20 protein-coding genes and 6 tRNA genes are annotated in these 20,118 nt (G+C 49.2%); 13 read left to right on the forward strand and 13 right to left on the reverse strand.

What is annotated here, in order from left to right:
• Window positions 1–204, forward strand: a 204-nt coding sequence (locus GTO89_RS17915) for a hypothetical protein (protein ID WP_207708938.1), incomplete at its 5' end; no start/stop codon positions are given.
• Window positions 205–223: 19 nt separating this feature from the next.
• Here GTO89_RS17915 and GTO89_RS16300 read toward each other — a convergent pair.
• Entirely contained in the window at window positions 224–730 is a 507-nt protein-coding gene (locus GTO89_RS16300) for a GNAT family N-acetyltransferase (RefSeq protein ID WP_161263164.1), read from the reverse strand.
• A 194-nt stretch (window positions 731–924) separates the two neighbouring features.
• On the opposite strand from GTO89_RS16300, the gene GTO89_RS16305 reads away from it, so the two are divergent.
• The 3 genes from GTO89_RS16305 (at window position 925) to GTO89_RS16315 (ending at window position 2,621) form a co-directional block, all read left to right on the forward strand.
• Window positions 925–1,122, forward strand: coding sequence for a helix-turn-helix transcriptional regulator (locus tag GTO89_RS16305; RefSeq protein ID WP_161263165.1), 198 nt, complete (start codon window positions 925–927; stop codon window positions 1,120–1,122).
• Between the two features lie 3 nt (window positions 1,123–1,125).
• Window positions 1,126–1,545: a hypothetical protein gene (locus GTO89_RS16310; RefSeq protein WP_161263166.1), complete on the forward strand. Its 420-nt coding sequence runs from the start codon at window positions 1,126–1,128 to the stop codon at window positions 1,543–1,545.
• A gap of 662 nt (window positions 1,546–2,207) precedes the next feature.
• The gene (locus GTO89_RS16315; RefSeq protein ID WP_161263167.1) at window positions 2,208–2,621 is read left to right on the forward strand and encodes a PH domain-containing protein; all 414 of its coding nucleotides are present in this window, start codon (window positions 2,208–2,210) and stop codon (window positions 2,619–2,621) included.
• 76 nt (window positions 2,622–2,697) lie between these two features.
• Here GTO89_RS16315 and GTO89_RS17560 read toward each other — a convergent pair whose 3' ends face one another.
• On the reverse strand, window positions 2,698–2,970 hold the full coding sequence (locus GTO89_RS17560; RefSeq protein ID WP_235920544.1) for a hypothetical protein: 273 nt from the start codon (window positions 2,968–2,970) through the stop codon (window positions 2,698–2,700).
• 892 nt (window positions 2,971–3,862) lie between these two features.
• On the opposite strand from GTO89_RS17560, the gene makC reads away from it, so the two are divergent.
• The 5 genes from makC (at window position 3,863) to GTO89_RS16345 (ending at window position 9,087) form a co-directional block, all read left to right on the forward strand.
• A complete protein-coding gene (gene makC, locus GTO89_RS16325; protein ID WP_161263168.1) occupies window positions 3,863–4,282 on the forward strand; it encodes an alpha-pore-forming tripartite toxin MakABE regulator in 420 nt (139 codons plus the stop codon).
• Window positions 4,283–4,505: 223 nt separating this feature from the next.
• The gene (locus tag GTO89_RS16330; RefSeq protein WP_161263169.1) at window positions 4,506–5,228 is read left to right on the forward strand and encodes a response regulator transcription factor; all 723 of its coding nucleotides are present in this window, start codon (window positions 4,506–4,508) and stop codon (window positions 5,226–5,228) included.
• Window positions 5,203–7,440: a sensor histidine kinase gene (locus GTO89_RS16335; RefSeq protein ID WP_161263170.1), complete on the forward strand. Its 2,238-nt coding sequence runs from the start codon at window positions 5,203–5,205 to the stop codon at window positions 7,438–7,440. The genes GTO89_RS16330 and GTO89_RS16335 overlap by 26 nt, the downstream gene beginning before the upstream one ends.
• A gap of 284 nt (window positions 7,441–7,724) precedes the next feature.
• The gene (locus GTO89_RS16340; protein ID WP_161263171.1) at window positions 7,725–8,168 is read left to right on the forward strand and encodes a PH domain-containing protein; all 444 of its coding nucleotides are present in this window, start codon (window positions 7,725–7,727) and stop codon (window positions 8,166–8,168) included.
• 478 nt (window positions 8,169–8,646) lie between these two features.
• Window positions 8,647–9,087 carry a hypothetical protein gene (locus tag GTO89_RS16345; protein ID WP_161263172.1) on the forward strand — a complete coding sequence of 147 codons (441 nt, stop codon included), beginning with the start codon at window positions 8,647–8,649 and terminating at the stop codon, window positions 9,085–9,087.
• Window positions 9,088–9,207: 120 nt separating this feature from the next.
• Here GTO89_RS16345 and GTO89_RS16350 read toward each other — a convergent pair whose 3' ends face one another.
• From GTO89_RS16350 to GTO89_RS17570, 6 genes are all read right to left on the reverse strand, one after another.
• Window positions 9,208–9,714, reverse strand: coding sequence for a DUF6803 family protein (locus tag GTO89_RS16350; RefSeq protein ID WP_161263173.1), 507 nt, complete (start codon window positions 9,712–9,714; stop codon window positions 9,208–9,210).
• Window positions 9,715–9,812: 98 nt separating this feature from the next.
• Complete coding sequence (locus GTO89_RS16355; protein WP_268894715.1) at window positions 9,813–11,054, reverse strand: MFS transporter; 1,242 nt, start codon at window positions 11,052–11,054, stop codon at window positions 9,813–9,815.
• Window positions 11,055–11,262: 208 nt separating this feature from the next.
• Window positions 11,263–13,227, reverse strand: coding sequence for a methyl-accepting chemotaxis protein (locus GTO89_RS16360; protein ID WP_161263175.1), 1,965 nt, complete (start codon window positions 13,225–13,227; stop codon window positions 11,263–11,265).
• Between the two features lie 480 nt (window positions 13,228–13,707).
• A tRNA-Val gene (locus GTO89_RS16365) sits at window positions 13,708–13,784 on the reverse strand.
• Between the two features lie 10 nt (window positions 13,785–13,794).
• Window positions 13,795–13,869: transfer RNA gene (locus tag GTO89_RS16370), tRNA-Arg, on the reverse strand.
• A gap of 148 nt (window positions 13,870–14,017) precedes the next feature.
• Window positions 14,018–14,404 carry a hypothetical protein gene (locus GTO89_RS17570; protein ID WP_235920541.1) on the reverse strand — a complete coding sequence of 129 codons (387 nt, stop codon included), beginning with the start codon at window positions 14,402–14,404 and terminating at the stop codon, window positions 14,018–14,020.
• A gap of 223 nt (window positions 14,405–14,627) precedes the next feature.
• On the opposite strand from GTO89_RS17570, the gene GTO89_RS16380 reads away from it, so the two are divergent.
• Entirely contained in the window at window positions 14,628–14,891 is a 264-nt protein-coding gene (locus GTO89_RS16380; RefSeq protein WP_161263176.1) for a hypothetical protein, read from the forward strand.
• 211 nt (window positions 14,892–15,102) lie between these two features.
• Here GTO89_RS16380 and GTO89_RS16385 read toward each other — a convergent pair.
• The 4 genes from GTO89_RS16385 to GTO89_RS16400 all read right to left on the reverse strand — a co-directional run bounded on the left by GTO89_RS16385 (window position 15,103) and on the right by GTO89_RS16400 (window position 15,435).
• Window positions 15,103–15,177: transfer RNA gene (locus GTO89_RS16385), tRNA-Arg, on the reverse strand.
• A gap of 2 nt (window positions 15,178–15,179) precedes the next feature.
• Window positions 15,180–15,253: transfer RNA gene (locus GTO89_RS16390), tRNA-Gly, on the reverse strand.
• A gap of 1 nt (window position 15,254) precedes the next feature.
• A tRNA-Leu gene (locus GTO89_RS16395) sits at window positions 15,255–15,341 on the reverse strand.
• Between the two features lie 17 nt (window positions 15,342–15,358).
• A tRNA-Pro gene (locus GTO89_RS16400) sits at window positions 15,359–15,435 on the reverse strand.
• A 143-nt stretch (window positions 15,436–15,578) separates the two neighbouring features.
• Between GTO89_RS16400 and GTO89_RS16405 the strand changes: the two genes are divergently transcribed.
• Window positions 15,579–16,523: an NAD(P)/FAD-dependent oxidoreductase gene (locus tag GTO89_RS16405; RefSeq protein WP_328793937.1), complete on the forward strand. Its 945-nt coding sequence runs from the start codon at window positions 15,579–15,581 to the stop codon at window positions 16,521–16,523.
• Window positions 16,524–16,627: 104 nt separating this feature from the next.
• Here the strand turns inward: GTO89_RS16405 and GTO89_RS16410 are convergent, their stop codons facing one another.
• A complete protein-coding gene (locus GTO89_RS16410; RefSeq protein WP_161263178.1) occupies window positions 16,628–17,389 on the reverse strand; it encodes a hypothetical protein in 762 nt (253 codons plus the stop codon).
• Between the two features lie 230 nt (window positions 17,390–17,619).
• On the opposite strand from GTO89_RS16410, the gene GTO89_RS16415 reads away from it, so the two are divergent.
• On the forward strand, window positions 17,620–18,240 hold the full coding sequence (locus tag GTO89_RS16415) for an adaptor protein MecA (protein ID WP_161263179.1): 621 nt from the start codon (window positions 17,620–17,622) through the stop codon (window positions 18,238–18,240).
• A gap of 173 nt (window positions 18,241–18,413) precedes the next feature.
• The gene (glnA, locus tag GTO89_RS16420) at window positions 18,414–19,742 is read left to right on the forward strand and encodes a type I glutamate--ammonia ligase (RefSeq protein ID WP_161263180.1); all 1,329 of its coding nucleotides are present in this window, start codon (window positions 18,414–18,416) and stop codon (window positions 19,740–19,742) included.
• The last annotated feature ends 376 nt before the right edge of the window (window positions 19,743–20,118 follow it).

Genomic DNA, 20,118 nt, shown 5'->3' on the forward strand with positions numbered 1-20,118 from the left:
ACGGTTCTTGTTACAATGACATTGCTATTTTTCTTGGGTACCGGCCGCAAGTGCTCGCGCTCCATCGCGTACACTTCGGCGGGTACTTTTTTTGTTATGCCGTGGCTGTTGGCGTTGGCGGTGCGTTCCAGCCAGGCCTACCAGACATCCAAGGCAAGGGACGGTTTTCCTCCATTTTTAATGGCCAAAATTCGTCCCTTTTAGTTTACCGTTCACATGAGTCTCAAATATCGGAATGTTGCGGAACGACCCAAAGCGTGAACAATGATACAGTACGCCCTGCGATACTTGAAGGCGACTCCCCCATATATTGAGCCCCGATTTTGTCATAAAACCCCTTCGCATATGGATCGGCAAATATGTATAAACAAGGAATCCTCTTTTCCCTACAAAGCTCTTTAATAAAAGTGATCAGCTTTGACCCAATCCCTTTTCCTATATAATCTGGCAAAATGAAAATGTGTTCTAACCAAAATCCTTTTTTTACCACAACATTTCCTGCCCGGAAGTCTTCTTTAACTTCAACGACTGACTCGTAGCCAACGACTTTCCCATCGACCTCTGCGACAAAGACGGTATTCTCGGTAATGTAATCTGCGGTAATCGTCAATTCGTTTTTCCATACCTCGAAGTATTCCTTAGGATAATTCCAGTATTGCTTAGATAAAAAGGAAATGTCTGTTAATAGATTGCCTTCTGTTGGCAATGCCTGTCTTATTAGAAATGTCATTTATTTTACCAACCTCCTTTGGTTTGATTGTAACATAATGGTATACAAACGATAAATACTGGTGCAGGTGTCAATGCTGTCGCGCCTTGAAGAAAGAGCTTGATGGTCAGGAAAATGTAAAGCTTACTTGACTAAAAAAGGTAGGGGGACTATACTGTCTATGTAAAGCGGACTTTACCACAGGAGGGTGTTCTTTGGAAAATCGCATACAGGAGCTCCGTAAAGCGAAACAACTGACTCAAGAAGAACTGGCGAATATTTGCAATGTGAGCCGCCAAACAATAATTTCTCTTGAAAACGGGCGATATAATCCGTCGATTTTTCTCGCATATAAAATAGCGAAAATCTTTGAACTCTCCATAGAACAAGTTTTTATTTTTGAGGAGGAATGAAAAATGAATCATGCTAAGAAAACTCTCATCTATTTTATCTGTCATACGTTAGTGGGCCTTATCGCTTTGATGTTCATGCTTTTGGGGCAATTTCCTGACAGTTATAGGGAAAGTATAACATCGGGAATTGCAGGCGGTTTTATTATCTCCGGACTGTTTGGTATCATCTCATGTGTAAAGTTGCTGAAGGATCCTCAAAAAGCGACTAAAGTAGAAATCGCAAAAAATGAGGAGCGTGCGCAATTTATACGAATGAAAACAAACTCAGCTACGTATACAGTGACTATTTTTATTGAATCTGTATGTGTTATTCTGGCAGGCCTCTTGGGATTCAAAGAAATTTCAATTTCGCTTGCTTGTCTCTCTCTCGCTAAAATAGCGATAAATCTTGGCTTTGCCCATCACTTTAGTCATAAGTATTAATACAAATACTATGGATCAGGCTGTCGCAAAATTCGTTGTCGGCAGTCTTTTTTATTTTTACAGGCTCCAAACACATCAGATGGCCTAAGCCGAAAAGGACGCCTGTTATGGACTATCGAAGCCAAATTCTTTAGTGGGAGTAAGCCAACCATCATTTAAAAGGATTGACAAAACAAAATCCTGGGTGTAATTTTACACCGTGAGGGATATTTTTACATCAAGTAATTGCCTCATAAATTAATCGTATCGAATTGGGGGATTGACATCATACTGTGAAATTGCCGATGTGTATCGACTGTAAAAAAACAGATATGTGAGTAAAGGTGGTGTCTGATATGCTGACGTATCATAAATCCTATGGTCTCATTATCGGCTCAATACTACTGATAATACTCAACATAGCGACCACTCGATTCCAATTCATAAGCTTTTTCTATATGTTTTATATATTTGTCTTTGTGATTGCGTGTCTAATGGCTATTTTGGCAATTGTTTCAACGCTGAACGTTCCACTCCCTACAATGTACAAACGAGTTATCCAGTTGATAGGCGTGGCGATCATTGTTGTTATACTCCCATGGTTGAGGTTTCTCATTAACGCGTTTGATTACTAATAATTGGTTGCTCTGGAGGGCGTGGGGGAAAATAGCGGAGGTATGTGTGTGTATTATAATTCAAAGCATGACTACTCTTGGTCGTTCTATAGTATTTCCGGGATTGTGCTTGTATTGTTAGTTGAAGGGGTGTTGGAACATAATCCGATTACGACTATAATTGGAATTATCATGGCGTTAGTTTACTTCTGGCGTGTTTTTAGTACCGGTTATTACTTAAAAGATACTGCATTAACGGTAAAGTCCGGCCCCTTTAGAAAAACAATTGATTACAGAGAAATATCAAGAATAAAAAAAGTCCGCGATGTCATATCGTTTGGATACGCACTTTCTGAGGAACGCTTAGAAATCGTTTATGGAAACCACGAAGATTACGTTCTAATTTCTCCTAATATGGAAGAAGACTTTTTGCGAGAGTTGAAAAAGCGATGCCCTCAGATTGCAGGTTGGCCGGTTAAGTGATTACGGGAAGCACAAGGCGATTTCCTTCATCCTGGTAATCAAAGCCTTGGTAGATGAGTATCCCCGAACGTTTACCCTATTGACAGCTTCCGCCCGGAATAAACCCTTCCAAGATGGCTTCACCCGACGCACCGGTTACTGAATTGAAAGGTCGGATAGCCACGCTGGAGTTTGGCATAATTGACGCCACGGTAGGGAGTTCGACTCGGGAAGACCATGTCGGTGGGACCTCCGGTGTGGCGAATAGTTGGTTTCCAAAACCGCCGATACCAGGTATGAAGATTTCACCGCTATACTTGTCATAATTGCCAAAAACGGCCGGCTGCGGCAAGGTGGCCAAAAAGCTCACCGCCTGACCTCCTCTGGGACCAAAATTCACAAAGGCGACTCCACCGGTTCCGAAGGGCACACGCCCCCGGGGCCGCAGCAGCGTGCAGCTTGGGTACGCGATGAATCCGGGAACACAGAGGACATCGCCTGGAAATAATCGATTAGGGTCGGCGATATGCGGGTTGTTTACGGCAAGCGCTTCGATTCGTACTCGGAACATTTGGGCAATCGCAAAAAAGGTGTCTCCCGGAAGAACGGTATAACGACCCAGAAACGCTGGTGGACAGTTCAATGGAACTCTCTGAGTAAGACGGTATGGCACTTTTATCGTCCCCCTGCCAACGCATTTGCCAGCAATATATGCCAGCAATTTGATTTGTGCCTATCGTCTGCCGAATGGGCACAGATCTTTGGCAATGACAAGCGAGCAGCAACCAAAATAAAACAATTATGCAACCCAAAAACGAAGTAGAGGATCACTTTTTTCGTGATCACTGTGGCCCGCTTTTACGTTGCCAAAATCATAGTTCTTTAAAAACAGGCGCTAGCGCTGGCTAAGCGAAGTCTTTTTTGGTTTGTTCGATGTGTGGTCGAGAGTTTCGGTGGAGCGTCGCCGCCGTGAAGTGGAACTCTGCTGCCAAGCTGGATGGAAATGTGGTTTTCCTCTCGGCGTGGGTGGGAGTGGAGGTTGCGATGGAGGAGTATTGAAAAAAATATTTTAAGTACTTGACAAAATCGAAGAGCAATCATAGGATATAATTGTAAAAACAAAATATGGGGCGAGGGGGGCAGAGGGTATTCGGAGAGGCAAAATAATACATACTTAAATGATGAAGCTTAACATTATAGAAATGTCGGATTTTAGCCAGTTTTTCGCAATACCTAAAAAAGTTAGGAGAGTGAATAAACCAATGGAAGTTATGGAAAGAATCATGAAATCCATTGATGTATTAGTAATCGTAGACACGCAAGGGGCGTTAACCTCGAATGACCTACATAATAACGTCTACTTAGTTGATACCAATAAATTCTTTGGCTCCTATCAACAAGGACAGCCTGAACTCGTCACAAACTGCTATGATACTCAAACGATCAACTGGCGTGTAATGTCGATAAATCCCGGAAACGATGTACAGATTAACAGGTTTACTGGTGAAATGGTAAACATGCAAGTCTGTGTACCCAAAAAGCTTGGAACGGTTCAAGATACGTTCTGGCAAGGGATTGTCCAATCTAGGGGAGCGTTGAGACGTTACCAATACTCGATTGAACTAATTTTTAACGGAACCAAAACCTTGAATTTTGACCCGTACATCAATGTAAGAGGGTAATCCCAGAGAGAAGGCCGGATCTGGCGAAACCGCCAAGTCCGGCCTTCTCTCTTTTTGGGGAAAAGGGACCATTGGTTTGGGCCGCCATCAAGAAATGTCAGAAACCCGTAAGAAATCTATGTGATCTTTCTTCAGAATTACCTTTTATAATTCATAACAGAGAGAACAGCCAACACAGCGACGTCAAACAGCGATAACAAGGTCAGGTAAGTGAAGAGCAAACATGTTAAAGGCGGTGACGGTCATCGACTCGTACAGCGTTTTGGTGGTGGATGATGATCAAGATATCGTGGAAAGCTTGTCCATCTACCTCCGTCAAGAAGGCTATGATGTCTTGAGGGCCTATGACGGACTGCAAGCATTGGAGATCATCAACACTCAGCCGGTTCACCTGTTGCTTATGGACATTATGATGCCGAAGTTGGACGGCATCAAAGCGACATTGAAGATTCGGGAAGAGAAAAACATTCCCATCATTATCGTGTCGGCCAAATCGGAGGACATAGATAAAATCCACGGCCTCACCGTGGGGGCGGACGACTATGTCACCAAACCCTTCAATCCCTTGGAATTGTTGGCGCGAGTCAAGTCGCAATTGCGGCGCTACACGACCCTGGGGAATATGGACCAGAATCATGCTGCCTCGAAAATCGTCATCGGCGGACTGCAGGTGGACCCTGAGTGCAAGAGTGTAACGGTGGACGGAGAATTCGTCAAGGTAACGCCGTTGGAATACGGCATATTGGAGCTTTTATGCAGGCATCCCAACCGGGTTTTCTCTGCGGAAGAGATCTACCGCCGGGTGTGGAACGAAGAAGGCTTTGTCAATGACAACACCATCGCCGTCCATGTACGCAGAATTCGAGAGAAAATCGAGATCAATCCGAAGGAACCGAAGTATTTGAAGGTGGTGTGGGGTGTTGGATACCGGATTGAAAAAAACTAGCCTTTTCCCCCTTGGAAAGGCCTTCGTCTTTTTGATGGTGGTGGTCAGTTTTGGCATCGCCGCAACCATGTTCGCTAACCTTGTGAAAAACGTGGACAGCCTGGAAGTCTTATCCGAACAGGAGTATGTCAATTCAAGCGAATTATCGCGCTACCAGCAGCAGTTTTTGGCGGATCTGAATCAGTTGCTTACGTACGGAAATGAAGACAATATAAAAGCCGGCAATAGCATCAATAAAAAGGAATTTGAGATTCGAAAGCAGCAAATCTTTGACGAATGGTATGCGGAGACGGTACGGTTGACGGGGCTCGCCGACCCTCCGAGGGACGAAGAGTCGAGCGTTCCAACAGTGGATAGGAAGCCGCAAAAATCTCAGGCGCTCAAAATTAAATTTGAACAGGAAATGGCCGGGAAACTGGCCGACCTTCATCAAGAAATGATTGACGATGAGCTCCGGGAGTATCGTTCCCTTTTACAGCGAGTGAGGAATCAACCGGGTCTCGATTACTTTGCCACCAACGGTGTTGTTACCTATAGCAATACAGCGCAAAGGGATCGTAACTACTTTACCGGATTTCAAGCCTACGATGTAGTGGACAAAAGTGGATCAATGATCTACCCGACAAAGAAAAACAATGCTGATATTTACGGTTCACCCTCCGACTACTCGCCAAATAACACGATTTATTTGGCTGTCAAAGATGAGTACCTGGATCAAAAACAGGAAGAATGGTTTCGACAGTATGCCCTTTTGCAGTACGGCATCAAGGTCATCTCAGGATCTGTTTTGCTGATCAGTCTAGGTCTCCTCTACCTAATCTGGGGAACAGGTAGAGGGAAGGATGGGGAAGCGATACAGGTTCAACTCATTGACCGGCTGTACACGGATATCGCTCTTTTCGGTATCTTTGCCGTGGTCTTCACATGGGCGGCTCTGATGTTCCAACTGATTCAAAGCAACGTTTTGGCTGCGCCGCTGCTCTATTTGGACTTCCGGCGATCGGAATTCCTGTCATCCATGCTGTTTAGCATGATCAGCTGCAGTCTGGGGTTATGGTTGCTGTTATCGCTGGTGCGGCGCTTGAAAAACAGGAGTTTCGTCAAAGAGAGCTTGACCTATCAGGTGGTCTCTAATATCTGGACCATGCTTAGGATCGTTTTGACGTCAGGTCCCATCATGATCAAAATCTCCGCAGCCATCGTGCTTCTGGTGGTCTCCGTATTCGTTTTGTCCGCTTCGATGGTTACCGCCGGTTCAAGGCTAGGGTTCCTCTTCTTTTTCTTGATTCTTAGCGCGTTGACGGTGTTCGTCCTGTATTACACCATTTCCGCCATAAAGCCGCTACAAGCGATCATGGACGGTGTCCAAATCATTAAAGGGGGACAACTGGATCATGCAATCGTGATCAACGAGCACAGCTTTTTTGCTTCGTTAGCGAAAGACGTCAATACCCTGGCCGATGGGCTAAAGCGCGCCTTGGACAAAGAGATCAAAGCGGAAAAAATGAAGTCTGAACTGGTGACCAACGTTTCGCACGATCTGAAGACACCGCTCACTTCGATTATCAACTACGCCGATTTGCTTTCTCAGGAAACGCTGATTCCAGAGGTCGCCAACGAATATGTGGCAGTCATCAAGAAGAAGAGTGAACGGTTAAAACAGATGACCCAGGACTTGTTTGAAATCTCCCGGATACAAAGCGGCAACATCACCATGGAAATGGAACGCATTGATTTGGCGGTCTTGCTCAACCAAACCCTGGCCGAGTTCGAAGAACAAATGGAAGCGTCAGATCTCGAATTCAAAGTGAACGCCCCGGAGGGCCAGGCCCTTGTCCTGGCCGACGGAAAACGGCTTTCCCGGGTGCTGGAGAATTTGCTCCAGAATATATTGAAATACGCACTGGTCAAGACGAGGGTCTACCTTACCGTATCGGCTGATGAAAATCATGCCTACGTGGAATGCAAAAACATCGCCAATTACGAGATGACTTTCAGTGAAGATGAAATTCTGGAGCGCTTTGTTCGGGGTGATCAGGCGAGAACCACCGAAGGCAGCGGGCTTGGGCTCGCCATTGCACAAAGCAATGTAACTGCTTGCGGCGGCCTATTAAAAGTGATCGTCGATGGAGACCTGTTTAAGGTGTTGATCACATTAAATAAAGCTTCGTCAGATGTCGATGCGCCGGGAGTCAACGATGGAGTGAACTGATATAGTGAACTGATGTCGTGAGTGGAACCAGATGGATAAGTTAGCGTTAAGACACAATCTCCCATGCGGTCCAGGATGCGCGGTCTTGGACCGCGTTCTCTTTTGTTGGCGACTGGATGATTTTATATAGTAAATGTCAAACAGCAAAGGAACGAGATTGGCATGTCCGGCAACGGCATAAGTTGTCTGAGTAACCAAGGAGGAATTTCATATATTTGTAGAAATATTTAACAAACAGATGCAAGAAAAAGCAAAAAAGAAAAAGCCGAAGGAGGGGGCTATCATTGTATTTTCGCGCAAAAAAAGACTTCTCGCATTTTTTTATGGCTTTTTTCGTGTACGCTGGAGGAATTACCTACGGCGTGTTGATCCAGCATAATTCAGTAGCAATAATGTATGCGATCATTTTGGCGGCGTTTTTATTTTTGATCTATTTCACCACGGGATATACGCTACAGGAGAAGGCATTGTTTATCCAACTAGGACCAATAAAAAGGACGATCCCCTACGGCGAAATGCGTAGAGTGAGAAAAGCCTTTGGCTTGCAACCTGGACCTGCGCTCTCCCTGGATAAGCTTGAGATCGTCTATGGTGATCGGATGGATCATGTCTTTATTTCTCCGGAAAGGGACAGTGTTTTTTTGCATGAGTTGAAACAGCGATGCCCTCGGTTAAAGATAGAAGGTGTTACGTCAGAGATCGAGGCGATCGACAATGAAAGCGTATAACAGATGGTTGTTCTTTGTTTTAATTGTTGGGTGGATTCTGTCGGTTGATAATGTACAGTTATCTTACTTGACTCACATACCTGTGGATTTACTATTGCTCTTAGGAATCGGTTTGCAGATCCTATTCAGCTCCCTGAAAAATATTCATTCTGCCAATATAGATACAAAATCAATGGCCTTCGTCTCAGTATTCATGTCTCTCATTATCACAGTAGTAACAGCATTTCTTTTTATTAGGAGATTTCAATGAAAAACTATGCGTTTTCTGTGTTCTTTATGGGAACTTAGTGGAATGAGCGTAAGCGTTCCCTCTGGTTAAGATATACGAGCGATGTCAAGATCGGGGTGGAGCGAATATGAGTTTTAAGAGGGCTTCGGTCTTAATGGGGAGACTTATTCTTGCCTTCATGCTCTTCGCTATGACCGGAAAAAATCTATTTGAGTTTGCCCCGGCGATCGGATGGTTGGGGGCCCTTATTTGCAGCCTTTTACAGATCGTTTTTCATCATATGGCGAAACGCAGGGGGGAATTGCTGTGATCAATCGATTGGCAAAAGGTATAATCGTTACTATCGTGTCGCTGAGCGCCTTTTTTTCGACAACGTCAGCCTTTGCGTTGGGCGATTACAATCGAGGAATTCTGTATGCGATAGTTCCGGTGAACTCTGATGAGCCGGATAAAGGAACCATCCAAGTCTGTTGTTTTGTCAGACGGTTTTTCGATCGTATTGTCGATGTTGACTTAAAAGCGTTTACAGGAGAAAACAACAGCATGTATCCCTGGGATTTTGAGGTGAAGAGCTATTCGTTAACTGCTCGTAAAAAAGATGGGTACGGCGTCGTTATTCAAGGTGTTGTAAACATAAGGTATATGACCAACGGCGAGTATAGAAATATCAACGTGAATGAAGAGCTTTGAAATAAGAAAAGCCAAGGATGTAAATCCCTGGCTTGCGCGCTGTTTCATGTGTGTTTTTCGTAGTTTCGCATCGGAGAGAATCGAGAATCGCCAAACGAGCCGAATCCCGCAGTGCGTCGATTAATGCATGGAATGTTGCGGCATCGCTTGTGAGGACGGTGCGCCCATCAGCAAGTTGGGGTCTAGCATGCCAAAGATCATGGCCACATGGGCGACGACGAGGAAAATAGCGACAAAGGTGGCGTGCAGCTTCAGTTTCCCATTCTCGTCTCGTTGTTTGCCGATGATGTTCAAGTCGAGCAACGCCATTCCCACAAGGGGGATGACACCGGCCAAATAGAAGCCGACGGCGATCACATCGGCCGGACCTCGCCACTGTCCGCTGAGGGTAAGGGGAATGACGGCCGATTGGAGGAGATAGAGGAATACACCGAGGAAGTAGACGCCGCCAACGATGCCTGCCGTTTTGTTGATCAACCGAAGCATGTTGCCGCCTTGACGGTTGAAGAGGATAAACAACTCTGTAATCGCAACCGTTTCGGCGAGGATAACCGGGATCGCCATGAACAGGATCAGGTTCCACGGTTGATTGACTGCCAGCAGTTCCATATAATGCGTCATTGCCATGCCGTTACGCTCCTTTCCTTTACTAAAAGGAGCATAACAAATACTTGTGAATAAGTTATGAAGCAGGGGTATGTGCAATGAGGCGAATGAGAAGCCCTTTACTGCTTCACAGGCGCCGCAGACGGAAACCTGTTACCTTCAAGACCGGTATCCGGCCTGGCTTCTTGACGCATAAATAACAGCAACGAGACGAAGAAAAAGAGCAACGCTGTTGACCAAAAGATGGACGATAGGCCAAACACCATCGACAGTATGCCGGCCGATAAGGGACCTAAGAGATTGCCCATTAAAGAGGCGCCGCTCGTGATGCCAAAGGCGGCGCCTTGTTTGGACTCGGGGATAAGATAGGTGACGATGGTGTTCGAAGTGGGGATCATCGCGCCGATACACAACCCGTTGATGGCCCGCAATACCGCGAGCGTAATCAGATCATGAGCGACCAACTGTCCAAAAAAGGAGATCCCACCGAGCAAGGAGGAGACGACAAGGATTTGTTTCGGAGAAAAGCGCCGGCTCAGCATGCCCATGCTTGCCGAAGCAATGGCGCTGGTTAGGCCGGCGATAGCGATGATGATGCCGGAAATACTTGCAAGGTTCTCTTGACTTGCCCCCATTTGCTGGATGTAGAGCGGCAAAATGGGTCCGATGCAATTGATCGCAAACTGCGTCAAAAACAGGACAAGCAGCATCAGTTTCAAATCCGTTAAAGACCAGACATCGTGGAAGGTCTCTTTCAAAGAAGACGCCTTTGCTTTTGTAGAAGGGGAAAACGTTTCCTTTACGGAAAAGTGAATGACAATAAAGGAGAGGATACAAAGTCCGCCAAAAACAAGAAAGGGCTGCCGGTAGCCAAAGTGATCGGCGATCACGCCGCCGATCATAGGGCCGGTTGCGCCGCCGACGATAAGCGATGTTTGCAATAATCCCACAGTAGAGGGAATTTTCTCTTTGGGGGCCATACTCACAGCCAGGGCGGTAACGGAAGCCGAAAAACCGCCGCATAGACCTTGGAGCATCCGCAATGTCAACATTTGATAGACATTCGTAACAAGGGACATGGTGATGATGAAGAGGCCAAACAGAAGTAACGTTTTTTCGACCATCGGTTTTCGTCCCTTGCGATCGGCGATGGCGCCCCAGAAGGGATTGGACAGGGCGGCGCAGAAGGCAGCGGCGCCAATCAGGATTCCAGACCACATGGCCGCTTCGGCCGTATCGGTGACACCAAGATGGCTGACAAACAGGGGCAAAAAAGAAATAACGCCGGTGATCGCGCTCATGCCGATGAATTGAGCGGTCCACAGGATTCCAAGATTTCGTTTCCATTCAGCGGCTGCCATAGGGGCCCTTCTTTCTGCAGTTACGTTTCGGTCAGATGAGGATGGAAAATGTTTGACTATTTAGAAAATACCTGTGTTCTATTACCCTGAAATTATAACGCCGGTGCAGATAAAATCAAATCACCAAATCACTTTTGTGTCCTATAAACAAGGAAAGCAGGCCAAATGAAACAATTGGTCTGCTTTCCCTGTTTTCACCAGTGTCGGCTTACCCGTTTAACCGAAATCTCTCCACCACGGTCTGCGACGACTGCGCCACTTCCATCAGCTTGTCCGCCGAAGCCGCCACCTCTTCTGAAGACGCGGCCACCTCCTGAGCGATGGCGGTCACCGCCTGGGTTGATGACGCGGCTTCTGTCGCCTTCTCATATAGGAGTTGCAACGATGTGGAGGCGGTCACCGCCATGGCCACTTGGGAATCGGCCCGTTCGATGACGCTGTCGAAGCGCCGCAACTGCCCCTTCAGCAGTTCTACCATTTCGCGCAGGCGGGCAGCGTTTTCCTGAGACTTCTGGTGCTCGGCGTCGGCTAACCGGTGGCCTTCGTTGATCGCAGAGACGGTGGCGTCGATGTCGGTGCGGATCTCGGTGATGATGGTTTGAATCCGTTGCGCTGCCTGGCGGGATTGTTCGGCCAACTTGCGGATCTCATCGGCGACGACGCCGAAGCCGAGTCCATGTTCGCCGGCGCGAGCCGCTTCAATGGCGGCGTTCAAGGCAAGCAGGTTGGTCTGGTCAGTGATATCCGTGATCGCCTGGATGATTTCCTCAATACCGGTGCTCTTTTCATGGAGTTGACTTGTTGTCTCGGCGCCTTGGCGCATCGTCTCGGCTGTCGTCTCGGATAGCGTCTGAGCCTCTTGCAGGGAGGTTGAGATCGTCTCAGACAGCCGGGTCAGTTGAAAGCCTTCTTGTGAAGCGGTTTTGCCTTCGGTGACGATATCCTGGGAGAGTATTGACAACTGTTCCATCTGTTCCACTGTCTGGGAGAGGTGGCGCGTCTGTTCGAGCAGGGTGTTTGCGACCGCTTCGTTGCTGCGGGCCAGGTGGTCGGCCGCCTTGGCCGACTGTTGGCAAGTGCCGTTTAAACTGACCGATTCGGTATTGACCAGACGGGAGGACTGCTGAATTTCACCGATCAATTGTTGCAGACCGTGAGACATCTCTTGGAAGGCATCGACCAATTGCCGGATCTCCGGTTCGCTGTAGTTGATGTCGTTTAAATGAACCGTCAGATCGCCCGATGCCAATTTGCGCGCTTGGGCGCCCATCGCCTCCAGCGGTGCGGCGATGCGCCGGCCAAAGAGGGTTGAGGCAACAAGGGAGAGGGCGATCATGCCGGCGGAGAGGCCGAGCAGGAGATAGGTCAACTTGTAAATGGGGGCAAAGAGCGTCGCTTCATCATCACGGATCAGGATGGTCAGGTTTGTAAAATCCGAATGCATCAGGGTGGCTACGTAGCGGACACCGCTGTCGCTGTAATCGGCCGTGCCGTCGGCGCCGGCGGCAGGCAGGGGATAGGGGGCGGTCTCCGTGGTTTTCGAATTGTCAGGATGGTAGAGCAGCTTTTGCTGGCTATCGACGATGATGATTTTTTTGTCCGCCGAGGAGTCGAACTCCTGGGTCCGCGTGATAAAGGAACGGATCACATCATCGACGCGCAGGTAACCGGCCAGGGCGCCCACCAGTTGGCCCCCCTCGGTGATGGGCACGGCGATGGAGAGGATCGGCTTGCCCGTCACTTTACTGATGGTGGGCACGCCGACGGCAAAGAGTTTTCCTTCCTTTAATATCGCTCGGGTGTAATCGCGGTCGGCCACATTGACATTAGCGGCGCTGTTCGAACGGGCAGTCTGCATGCCGGTCATGTCGATGACCGCGATGGCGTCCATGTCCGGAAAAACGCTGCCGAAGGATTCCAGGAGCGGTTTTTGTTCACTGAGACTCATGCTCTTGATTTTTGGCAGGCTAGAGAGTTGTTTGAGCAGGTTCCGTCGTTCTTCAATGGATTTATTCAGGTCTTGGAGCATGCTGTTGGCCCATTGGCTTTGCCGCTGGCGGATCTCCTGCTCCAGCGATGTGCTGACGGTGGAATAGGAGGTATACCCAAGAAGCAGCAGCGGCAGCAGGGAGAAGAGGACGAACCCGGCGATGAGTTTTAGGCGGAGCGACATGGTGACTACCTCCTTTATGGTGTTAGCAGAAAGAGAAATTAATTCCTTGGCCCAAAATGGACAAAAAAAGAACAAGCATATAGAATACACTTGTTCTCTCCTTTGAGAAAGTGAAAGGAGATATACCATTATTTACTTTAATATTACGGGTCGATTGGTTGCTTCGTCAAGGGGGCATAAAGAGAAACACCCCAGATTGGGGTGTTTAAGGGTAGATCTGCTTAGTAGGCGCATCCCGAACCAGGGGAGACGGGACGTTTGTTCCGAAAGGCCGTTCCTTTACGGGCCTGGTGACAGGCGAGCAGGAAGACGGTAAAATAGCCCCTAAATCTCTTTTTCATTTTACACACCCCTTGTGGTGAAAAATGGGAGGAAACGATCCAGTGAGCGTTTCGTTTTTGATGCGCACGGTGGGCTTATCGAAACAGAAGAATAAAAAGAGTTTTGAACCAATGGCTCAAAACTCTCTCTCACTACCTATGGTGGGCGATAACGGAATCGAACCGCTGACCTCTTGCATGTCAAGCAAGCGCTCTAACCATCTGAGCTAATCGCCCGGTATGAAAATGGTGCGCCCGGCAAGAATCGAACTTGCGCACCTGGTTCCGGAGACCAGTGCTCTATCCACTGAGCTACGGGCGCCTGTTAGCGACAAGTAGTAATATACCAAATAGATCGTGCTGCGTCAACAGCAATTTTTTCCGAAAAGGATATCCAAAGGGGAAAGGCAAAGTTTCTTTTAATCGAATGATCGACGGGAGAACTTTGCCTTTGCCCTGACGCCGGTTTGTCAATCCTGTCCCTGCACATCGTTGATGCCGTAGCGGAAAAAATGATTCTTGAAGTGTTGGATTGCCTTTTCGCTGACGCCGAGTTCCTGGGCCATCTCCGTGTCTGATTTGTCGGCGGCGACGCCGGCGATGAATTTATCGAAGTCGACCCCCATTTCATGGGTTTTATCAACCAAACTCTCTCGCGTTCCCCAGGGCGCACCTCGACTAGAAAAATCACTCGTTTCCTGAACACCCAGTTCCCGGGGACGGACCCCTTCTTCTGTCACGTGGCCATACAGATCGGAACGAGCGTCCAGAGCCACCCGTGTCGCTGAACCGAGATCTTCGGGAACAAAGCGATCGGGCAGAGGACGCTGGTCCCCTTTGCCTTGAGAGCCCCCCATTGTTTTCCCTCCTTGACCGTTACCTGTTCAGGGCTAGTATTCGGTCGATCGCGCCGACCTATGCCGCTATCAGATTGAAATTTTTGACGAAAAAAGCAGGAAAAACTCGGGTGTCATCATAATATCTTAGATAATTTGACAATCACAAGAAAAAGATTCCAAAAGGAATCCATTAGACCGGAGATTTCTCCGACAAACAAAGATATAGGCAGGTGGGAAGGGAATGTCACCCAAATTCGAACCGGATCATTACATAAGCCCTGGAACAGCCCATCGGTGTTTTGGCGTCGAACCGGAGGCGCTGAAACAGATGGTCATTGATGGCGTGATTCCCGGACAAGTCGAGAAAAATCGAGTCCGGATCAAGGAGGACGAATTAATCCGCGCCATTGGGGAAGGCGTAATCGGTCAATCGCCTCGCTTTTTGGGCATGTATGATGGAAAATTGAAGGAAGTATACCCCGGTGTGTTTCGCACGGTTGTGTGATGGGGAAGGAAACCAAGGGTCTGTCTTTTCATGGATAACAACGATGATCATAACGATGTAATAAACATAACACGAAAAAGAGCGCCGTGACGGCGCTCTTGCTCTTTTTTATCGCCTAGGCGCCAGCGCGATGGCTAGGGCCTAGGTACAATGTTTCATGAAGTAGATTCACGATGTGAGAAAGGCAGGGTAAAACCCCGGAGAAGGGATATGGTGCGCCCGGCAAGAATCGAACTTGCGCACCTGGTTCCGGAGACCAGTGCTCTATCCACTGAGCTACGGGCGCGATGGAGCGGGTGATGGGAATCGAACCCACGTATTCAGCTTGGGAAGCTGATGTTCTACCATTGAACTACACCCGCGTGGTGCGGTCGAGAGGACTTGAACCTCCACAGCCTTGCGACCACTAGAACCTGAATCTAGCGCGTCTGCCAATTCCGCCACGACCGCATGGTTAATGTTGACAATGGTCGGAGCGACACGATTTGAACGTGCGGCCTCTACCACCCCAAGGTAGCGCTCTACCAAACTGAGCTACGCCCCGATATTTTGTCACGAAATTTATTATAGCGCAAATAACGATTCTTTGTCAAGAAAAAAGGCGGTGAAAAATATCGCCATCGGATTTTCCGTCCTTAGCGGGGAAAGCTAAGCACTGTAAATCCTTGAAGGGCTGGTGACGGATGCGTGCGCTTCGATATCATTGTCATAGGTTCTGGAGCGGCAGGCTTGTCCTCGGCGATTCAACTGGCCCGTTACAACCATTCGGTCCTGGTCTTTGACGGAGGAGAAGGCCGGACTTCCTGGGTCCCCAAATACCATAACCTGCTGGGATATCCCCAAGGGATTACGGGGAAAGAACTGCTGCGCCTAGGGCGGGAGCAAGCCCAGATGTATGGCGCCGAGATCGTCAAGAGCCTGGTGGGGCGGATTGAAAAGACAGATGAAGGTGATTTTACCGTCACTACCAGTAGCGCCGATTACCGAAGCCGGTACCTCGTCTTTGCCACCGGTTTGACGGACATCCAGCCGGAGATCCCCAACCGTTACGAATTCGCCGGTCGATCTGTATACTACTGCCTTGACTGCAACGGATTTGAGTTCATCGGTCAGAAGGCGGCGGTGCTGGGACATACCAAGCGGGCCATCCTCAGCGCCGTTGCCCTGCTCGATTACACCCATCATGTCTTCATCGCTACCAATGGACAGCCATTGGAAGGGCGAGCGGAGTACGACGAACTTCTCAAGGAATACCGGATTGAGGTGATCGAGACGCCGGTGGAACGCTTTCAGGGGGTGGCAGGAGTGAAAGGGAAACTAAAAGCGCTGTCCTTTCAGGGCGGTTCACTCCGAGAGGTCGACAAAGCCCTGTCCACCTACGGTGTCAAAGGCAACAGCAAGCTCGCCGAGGAATTGAGTGTAGCTGTTAACGAAAGGGGACACATCATTGTCAATGACTTTATGGAAACGAACATTCCCCACATCTATGCTGTCGGGGATGTAATCAACACGACCCAGATGCTCGTCTTCGCCATTTGCGAGGGGGTAAAAGCCGCCATGTCGATCCACCGCGCCATGGAATCGAAGCGACAGCGGCTTCCGGTTCAGGATGGGCCGGACGTAAGCGATTAGAAAGGGTGACGCCGTCAGATCGGCGTCACCTTCATTTTTTTCGTGCCGAGGCTGTCCTGTTAAGAAGCGACCATTTTTTGCGAAAGGAGCAGGCGAGGGCTGGGTCAGTTGGGCTGGGATCGATCGGCCAGTTGTGATGCACTCGCCGTCGCGTCATCCAAAAGAGAGACATCAAGCGGAAGAGTGTCCCGACCGGAAAAGGCGTTCCCCTGACTGTGGCTCTCGTAATAGAGGCGATACTCCTGTTGTAACCCTTTTAATCCGTTAAACACTGCTTTTTCCCCGTATAACCAGCGAAGCATACCGGGAACCTCATTCTTGATCGTTTCCACGCAGATCGGGCTGCCCATGTCCTGCAGGCGTTGCAACTGCAAGAATACGGACGATTTGATCTCTTCTGGAGTGCTCCCCCAGCGGATACGTTTCCCGGGCGCCCAGGTGAGTGGAGTGGACCGCACGGTGGATTCGGTTTGGATGGGTGACCCGGCCTGGCCCTCTTCCAAGGTTTGCACCCGCCGCCGCAACTCCCCCGCCTCAGCTTCAAATCGCTGCAGCGCTTCGACGAGAATGGTGGTCACCGTATTCATCGTTTCTTCCATGGCCTGACGGTACTGCTGGTACTGTTCATCCATGCGACGGAGGATCATTTCTTTTAATACGGGAGATGATTGCAGTCGTGAGATCAGATCATCGAGATGGTATTCCTCGATGCTTCCAGGAGAACGGTATTCCTTCCCGGCCAGATCGGCAGGCGTGATCATCGTGCCGACAAGGCCGCGCCGTCCTTTTTTATGGTGGATCCCTGTGGCCGCCGCTTTTTTTTCCCGGATCTCCGTCGTGAAGATTTTGCGTATTTCGTCTGACATGGTGGCTTCCTTTCTCTGCTTGAACATGTGCTTGGACAAGGGGTAAAGGAGGGCGAGGCATTTAATCAGAACATAAAAAATATTCAGAAAAAACTCTTTTCCCCAGACAAAGAATCGTTTATAATAAGCGACAAGATGCTTTGACGAGTAAACGAGCATATATCTAGTTAAACGAGAAATATTTTTGGATAAACGAACTGCGCTATGGAATTTGAGGGGGTTGGGCGGCGATGCGTATTGATGTGCTTGGTGATGGTCGTATTCAAGTGCTGGTTTCTACAGAGGGTTTGTCCCAACGGGGGATAAATATTCGTGACCTTTGGCAATACAACCCCAATGCACAACAATTTCTCTCAGGCGCTCTTCGTGAAGCCATGGACAATGGTGCGATTCACCTGCCTTCCGGGGCGGTCTCTGTGGAAGCCATCGGATTGGTGACAGAAGGGGTCGCTGTCATCTTGACCGTACAGAAACCGGCCGTCGCCACCTGTCCGATGCTAGAACCGGAAGGGGGCAACAGGGAGGAGAGGGAAGGCGATTCTGTCAAGGCCACGGAAGTGGCCTATGTATTCCATAGTTTTGAGGACCTGCTTTCCGCCTGCCGGCGCCTGACCGACAATGATTTGCGCCAGGGCGATGTGCTCCATTACCAGGGCGCCCTTTATCTGACCATCCCCATCGAAAGAGCACAGGAGCGCGCAGCCCGCACGTTGTTGAGCGAGTACGGCGAAAAAAGCCCTTACGCACCTCTATTTTTCACGGAACATGGTAACATCATACGCAAGGGCGACGCGCCGCGCTTTATCGTTGAAAAGTTTGGTCAGAAAGAAGGCTATCGAAAAACAGGATAATTTTTTAAGCAACCACTTGTTTCGTCGTCGATTCTTGCTTATAATGTAAATCGAAATAGCAAATGTCACAACGAAGTGACGATTGGGCAACGACGCTTTCTCATCTTAACCTCCGTTAAGATGTATGAAAGCGTTTTTTATTTGCCCATACTAAGTGAGGAGGTTTTCGACACATGGGTTACACCAAGGAAGACGTCCTTCGCATGGCTCGCGAATTTGACGTCAAATTTATCCGCCTGCAATTCACCGACATCCTCGGCGTCTTGAAGAACGTGGCGATCCCCGTGGATCAACTGCAAAAAGCGCTCGACGGCGAAATGATGTTTGACGGTTCCTCTATCGATGGTTTTGTTCGCATCGAAGAATCGGACATGTATCTCCGTCCCGATCCGAACACCTTCGTGATTTTCCCCTGGCGTCCCCAAGACGGCGCTGTTGCCCGTCTGATCTGTGACATTTACAATCCCGATGGCACCCCCTTTGGCGGCGACCCCCGGAACGTGCTGAAGTCTGTTCTGGCTGAAGCCGCTGAAATGGGCTACACCATGAACGTTGGTCCCGAATTGGAATTCTTCCTTTTCCTGACCGACGCCGAAGGCAAAGCCACCACCATCACCCATGATAAAGCCGGTTACTTCGACCTCACCCCCGTTGACCTCGGGGAAAACGCCCGCCGCGACATGGTTCTGACCCTGGAGCAAATGGGCTTTGAGATCGAAGCGTCCCACCATGAAGTGGCCGCCGGTCAGCACGAAATTGACTTCAAATATTCCGACGCCCTTGATGTGGCTGACAAAATCGTCACCTTCAAGTTTGTCGTCCGGACTATCGCCCAGCGCCATGGTCTCCATGCCACCTTCATGCCCAAGCCGATCTTCGGCATCAACGGCTCTGGCATGCACACCAACATGTCCCTCTTCCAGGACGGCAAAAACGCGTTCTACGATCCGTCCACCCCGGATCAACTGAGCGAAACGGCCAAGTACTACATTGGCGGTCTGCTGAAGAACGTCCGTTCCTTCGCCGCTGTCACCAACCCCACCGTCAACTCCTACAAGCGTCTCGTTCCCGGCTACGAAGCTCCCTGCTACGTCGCTTGGTCCTGCCGCAACCGCAGCCCCTTGATCCGGATTCCCGCCAAGCGCGGCGCTTCCACTCGGGTCGAACTGCGCAGCCCCGATCCCTCCTGCAACCCCTACCTGGCCCTGGCTGTTTGCCTCAAGGCCGGCCTGGACGGCATCAAAAACAAAATCGCCCCGCCCGCGCCTGTTGATGAAAACATCTACCACATGAACGCAGCTCGTCGCGCCGAACTGGGCATCGACAGCCTGCCTGCCAGCCTGTCCGAAGCCGTTGACGAACTCGAAAAGAGCGAAGTCATCAAAGAAGCTCTTGGCGCCCACGTCTCCGAGCGTTACGTCGAAGCCAAACGGGGCGAATGGGATTCCTTCCGGATTTCCGTCCATCCCTGGGAAGTCGACGAGTACCTCACCAAGTACTAATCGACCCGTTACGTCTCGGGCGATTGGATTTCTTGCGATACCAAGCGCAAGCAAGCCGTTCCCTTCTAGGAGGGGGCGGCTTGCTTTTCGTCCTTTTTGCCCAAAGGCGTTCAAAGCTGCTACCGGTTCAGTGCTTCTGTAACGCTTCTTGTGTAGCCACGCGTGCGTAAACCTGCCCTTTCGGTGATGAGTGAGAAAGATGAATCATTGCAATGATTCAATGCGTTTTGGATAGACAAGACATCCTTTTTGATTTTATGCGAATTGGAAAAAAATACTCGTTGCATTTTGATTGTCGCTGTGTAATAATAATCAACGTCGCCGCTGCGGTGCGGTAAAAACTACCGGAAATCAGCGTGCGGCGTAGGTGAGAAAA

The sequence above is a fragment of the Heliomicrobium gestii genome (assembly GCF_009877435.1).
GTDB lineage: Bacteria > Bacillota > Desulfitobacteriia > Heliobacteriales > Heliobacteriaceae > Heliomicrobium > Heliomicrobium gestii.

Bases quoted from the DNA above. Each gene is read 5' to 3' on its own strand.
- GTO89_RS16415 (WP_161263179.1), top strand. From the start codon at position 17,620: ATGCGTATTGATGTGCTTGGTGATGGTCGTATTCAAGTGCTGGTTTCT.
- GTO89_RS16350 (WP_161263173.1), bottom strand. From the start codon at position 9,714: ATGGCAATGACGCATTATATGGAACTGCTGGCAGTCAATCAACCGTGG.
- GTO89_RS16410 (WP_161263178.1), bottom strand. From the start codon at position 17,389: ATGTCAGACGAAATACGCAAAATCTTCACGACGGAGATCCGGGAAAAA.
- GTO89_RS16300 (WP_161263164.1), bottom strand. From the start codon at position 730: ATGACATTTCTAATAAGACAGGCATTGCCAACAGAAGGCAATCTATTA.
- GTO89_RS16380 (WP_161263176.1), top strand. From the start codon at position 14,628: ATGTCACCCAAATTCGAACCGGATCATTACATAAGCCCTGGAACAGCC.
- glnA (WP_161263180.1), top strand. From the start codon at position 18,414: ATGGGTTACACCAAGGAAGACGTCCTTCGCATGGCTCGCGAATTTGAC.
- GTO89_RS16355 (WP_268894715.1), bottom strand. From the start codon at position 11,054: ATGGCAGCCGCTGAATGGAAACGAAATCTTGGAATCCTGTGGACCGCT.
- GTO89_RS16330 (WP_161263169.1), top strand. From the start codon at position 4,506: ATGTTAAAGGCGGTGACGGTCATCGACTCGTACAGCGTTTTGGTGGTG.
- GTO89_RS16310 (WP_161263166.1), top strand. From the start codon at position 1,126: ATGAATCATGCTAAGAAAACTCTCATCTATTTTATCTGTCATACGTTA.
- GTO89_RS17570 (WP_235920541.1), bottom strand. From the start codon at position 14,404: ATGGGGGGCTCTCAAGGCAAAGGGGACCAGCGTCCTCTGCCCGATCGC.
- makC (WP_161263168.1), top strand. From the start codon at position 3,863: ATGGAAGTTATGGAAAGAATCATGAAATCCATTGATGTATTAGTAATC.
- GTO89_RS16360 (WP_161263175.1), bottom strand. From the start codon at position 13,227: ATGTCGCTCCGCCTAAAACTCATCGCCGGGTTCGTCCTCTTCTCCCTG.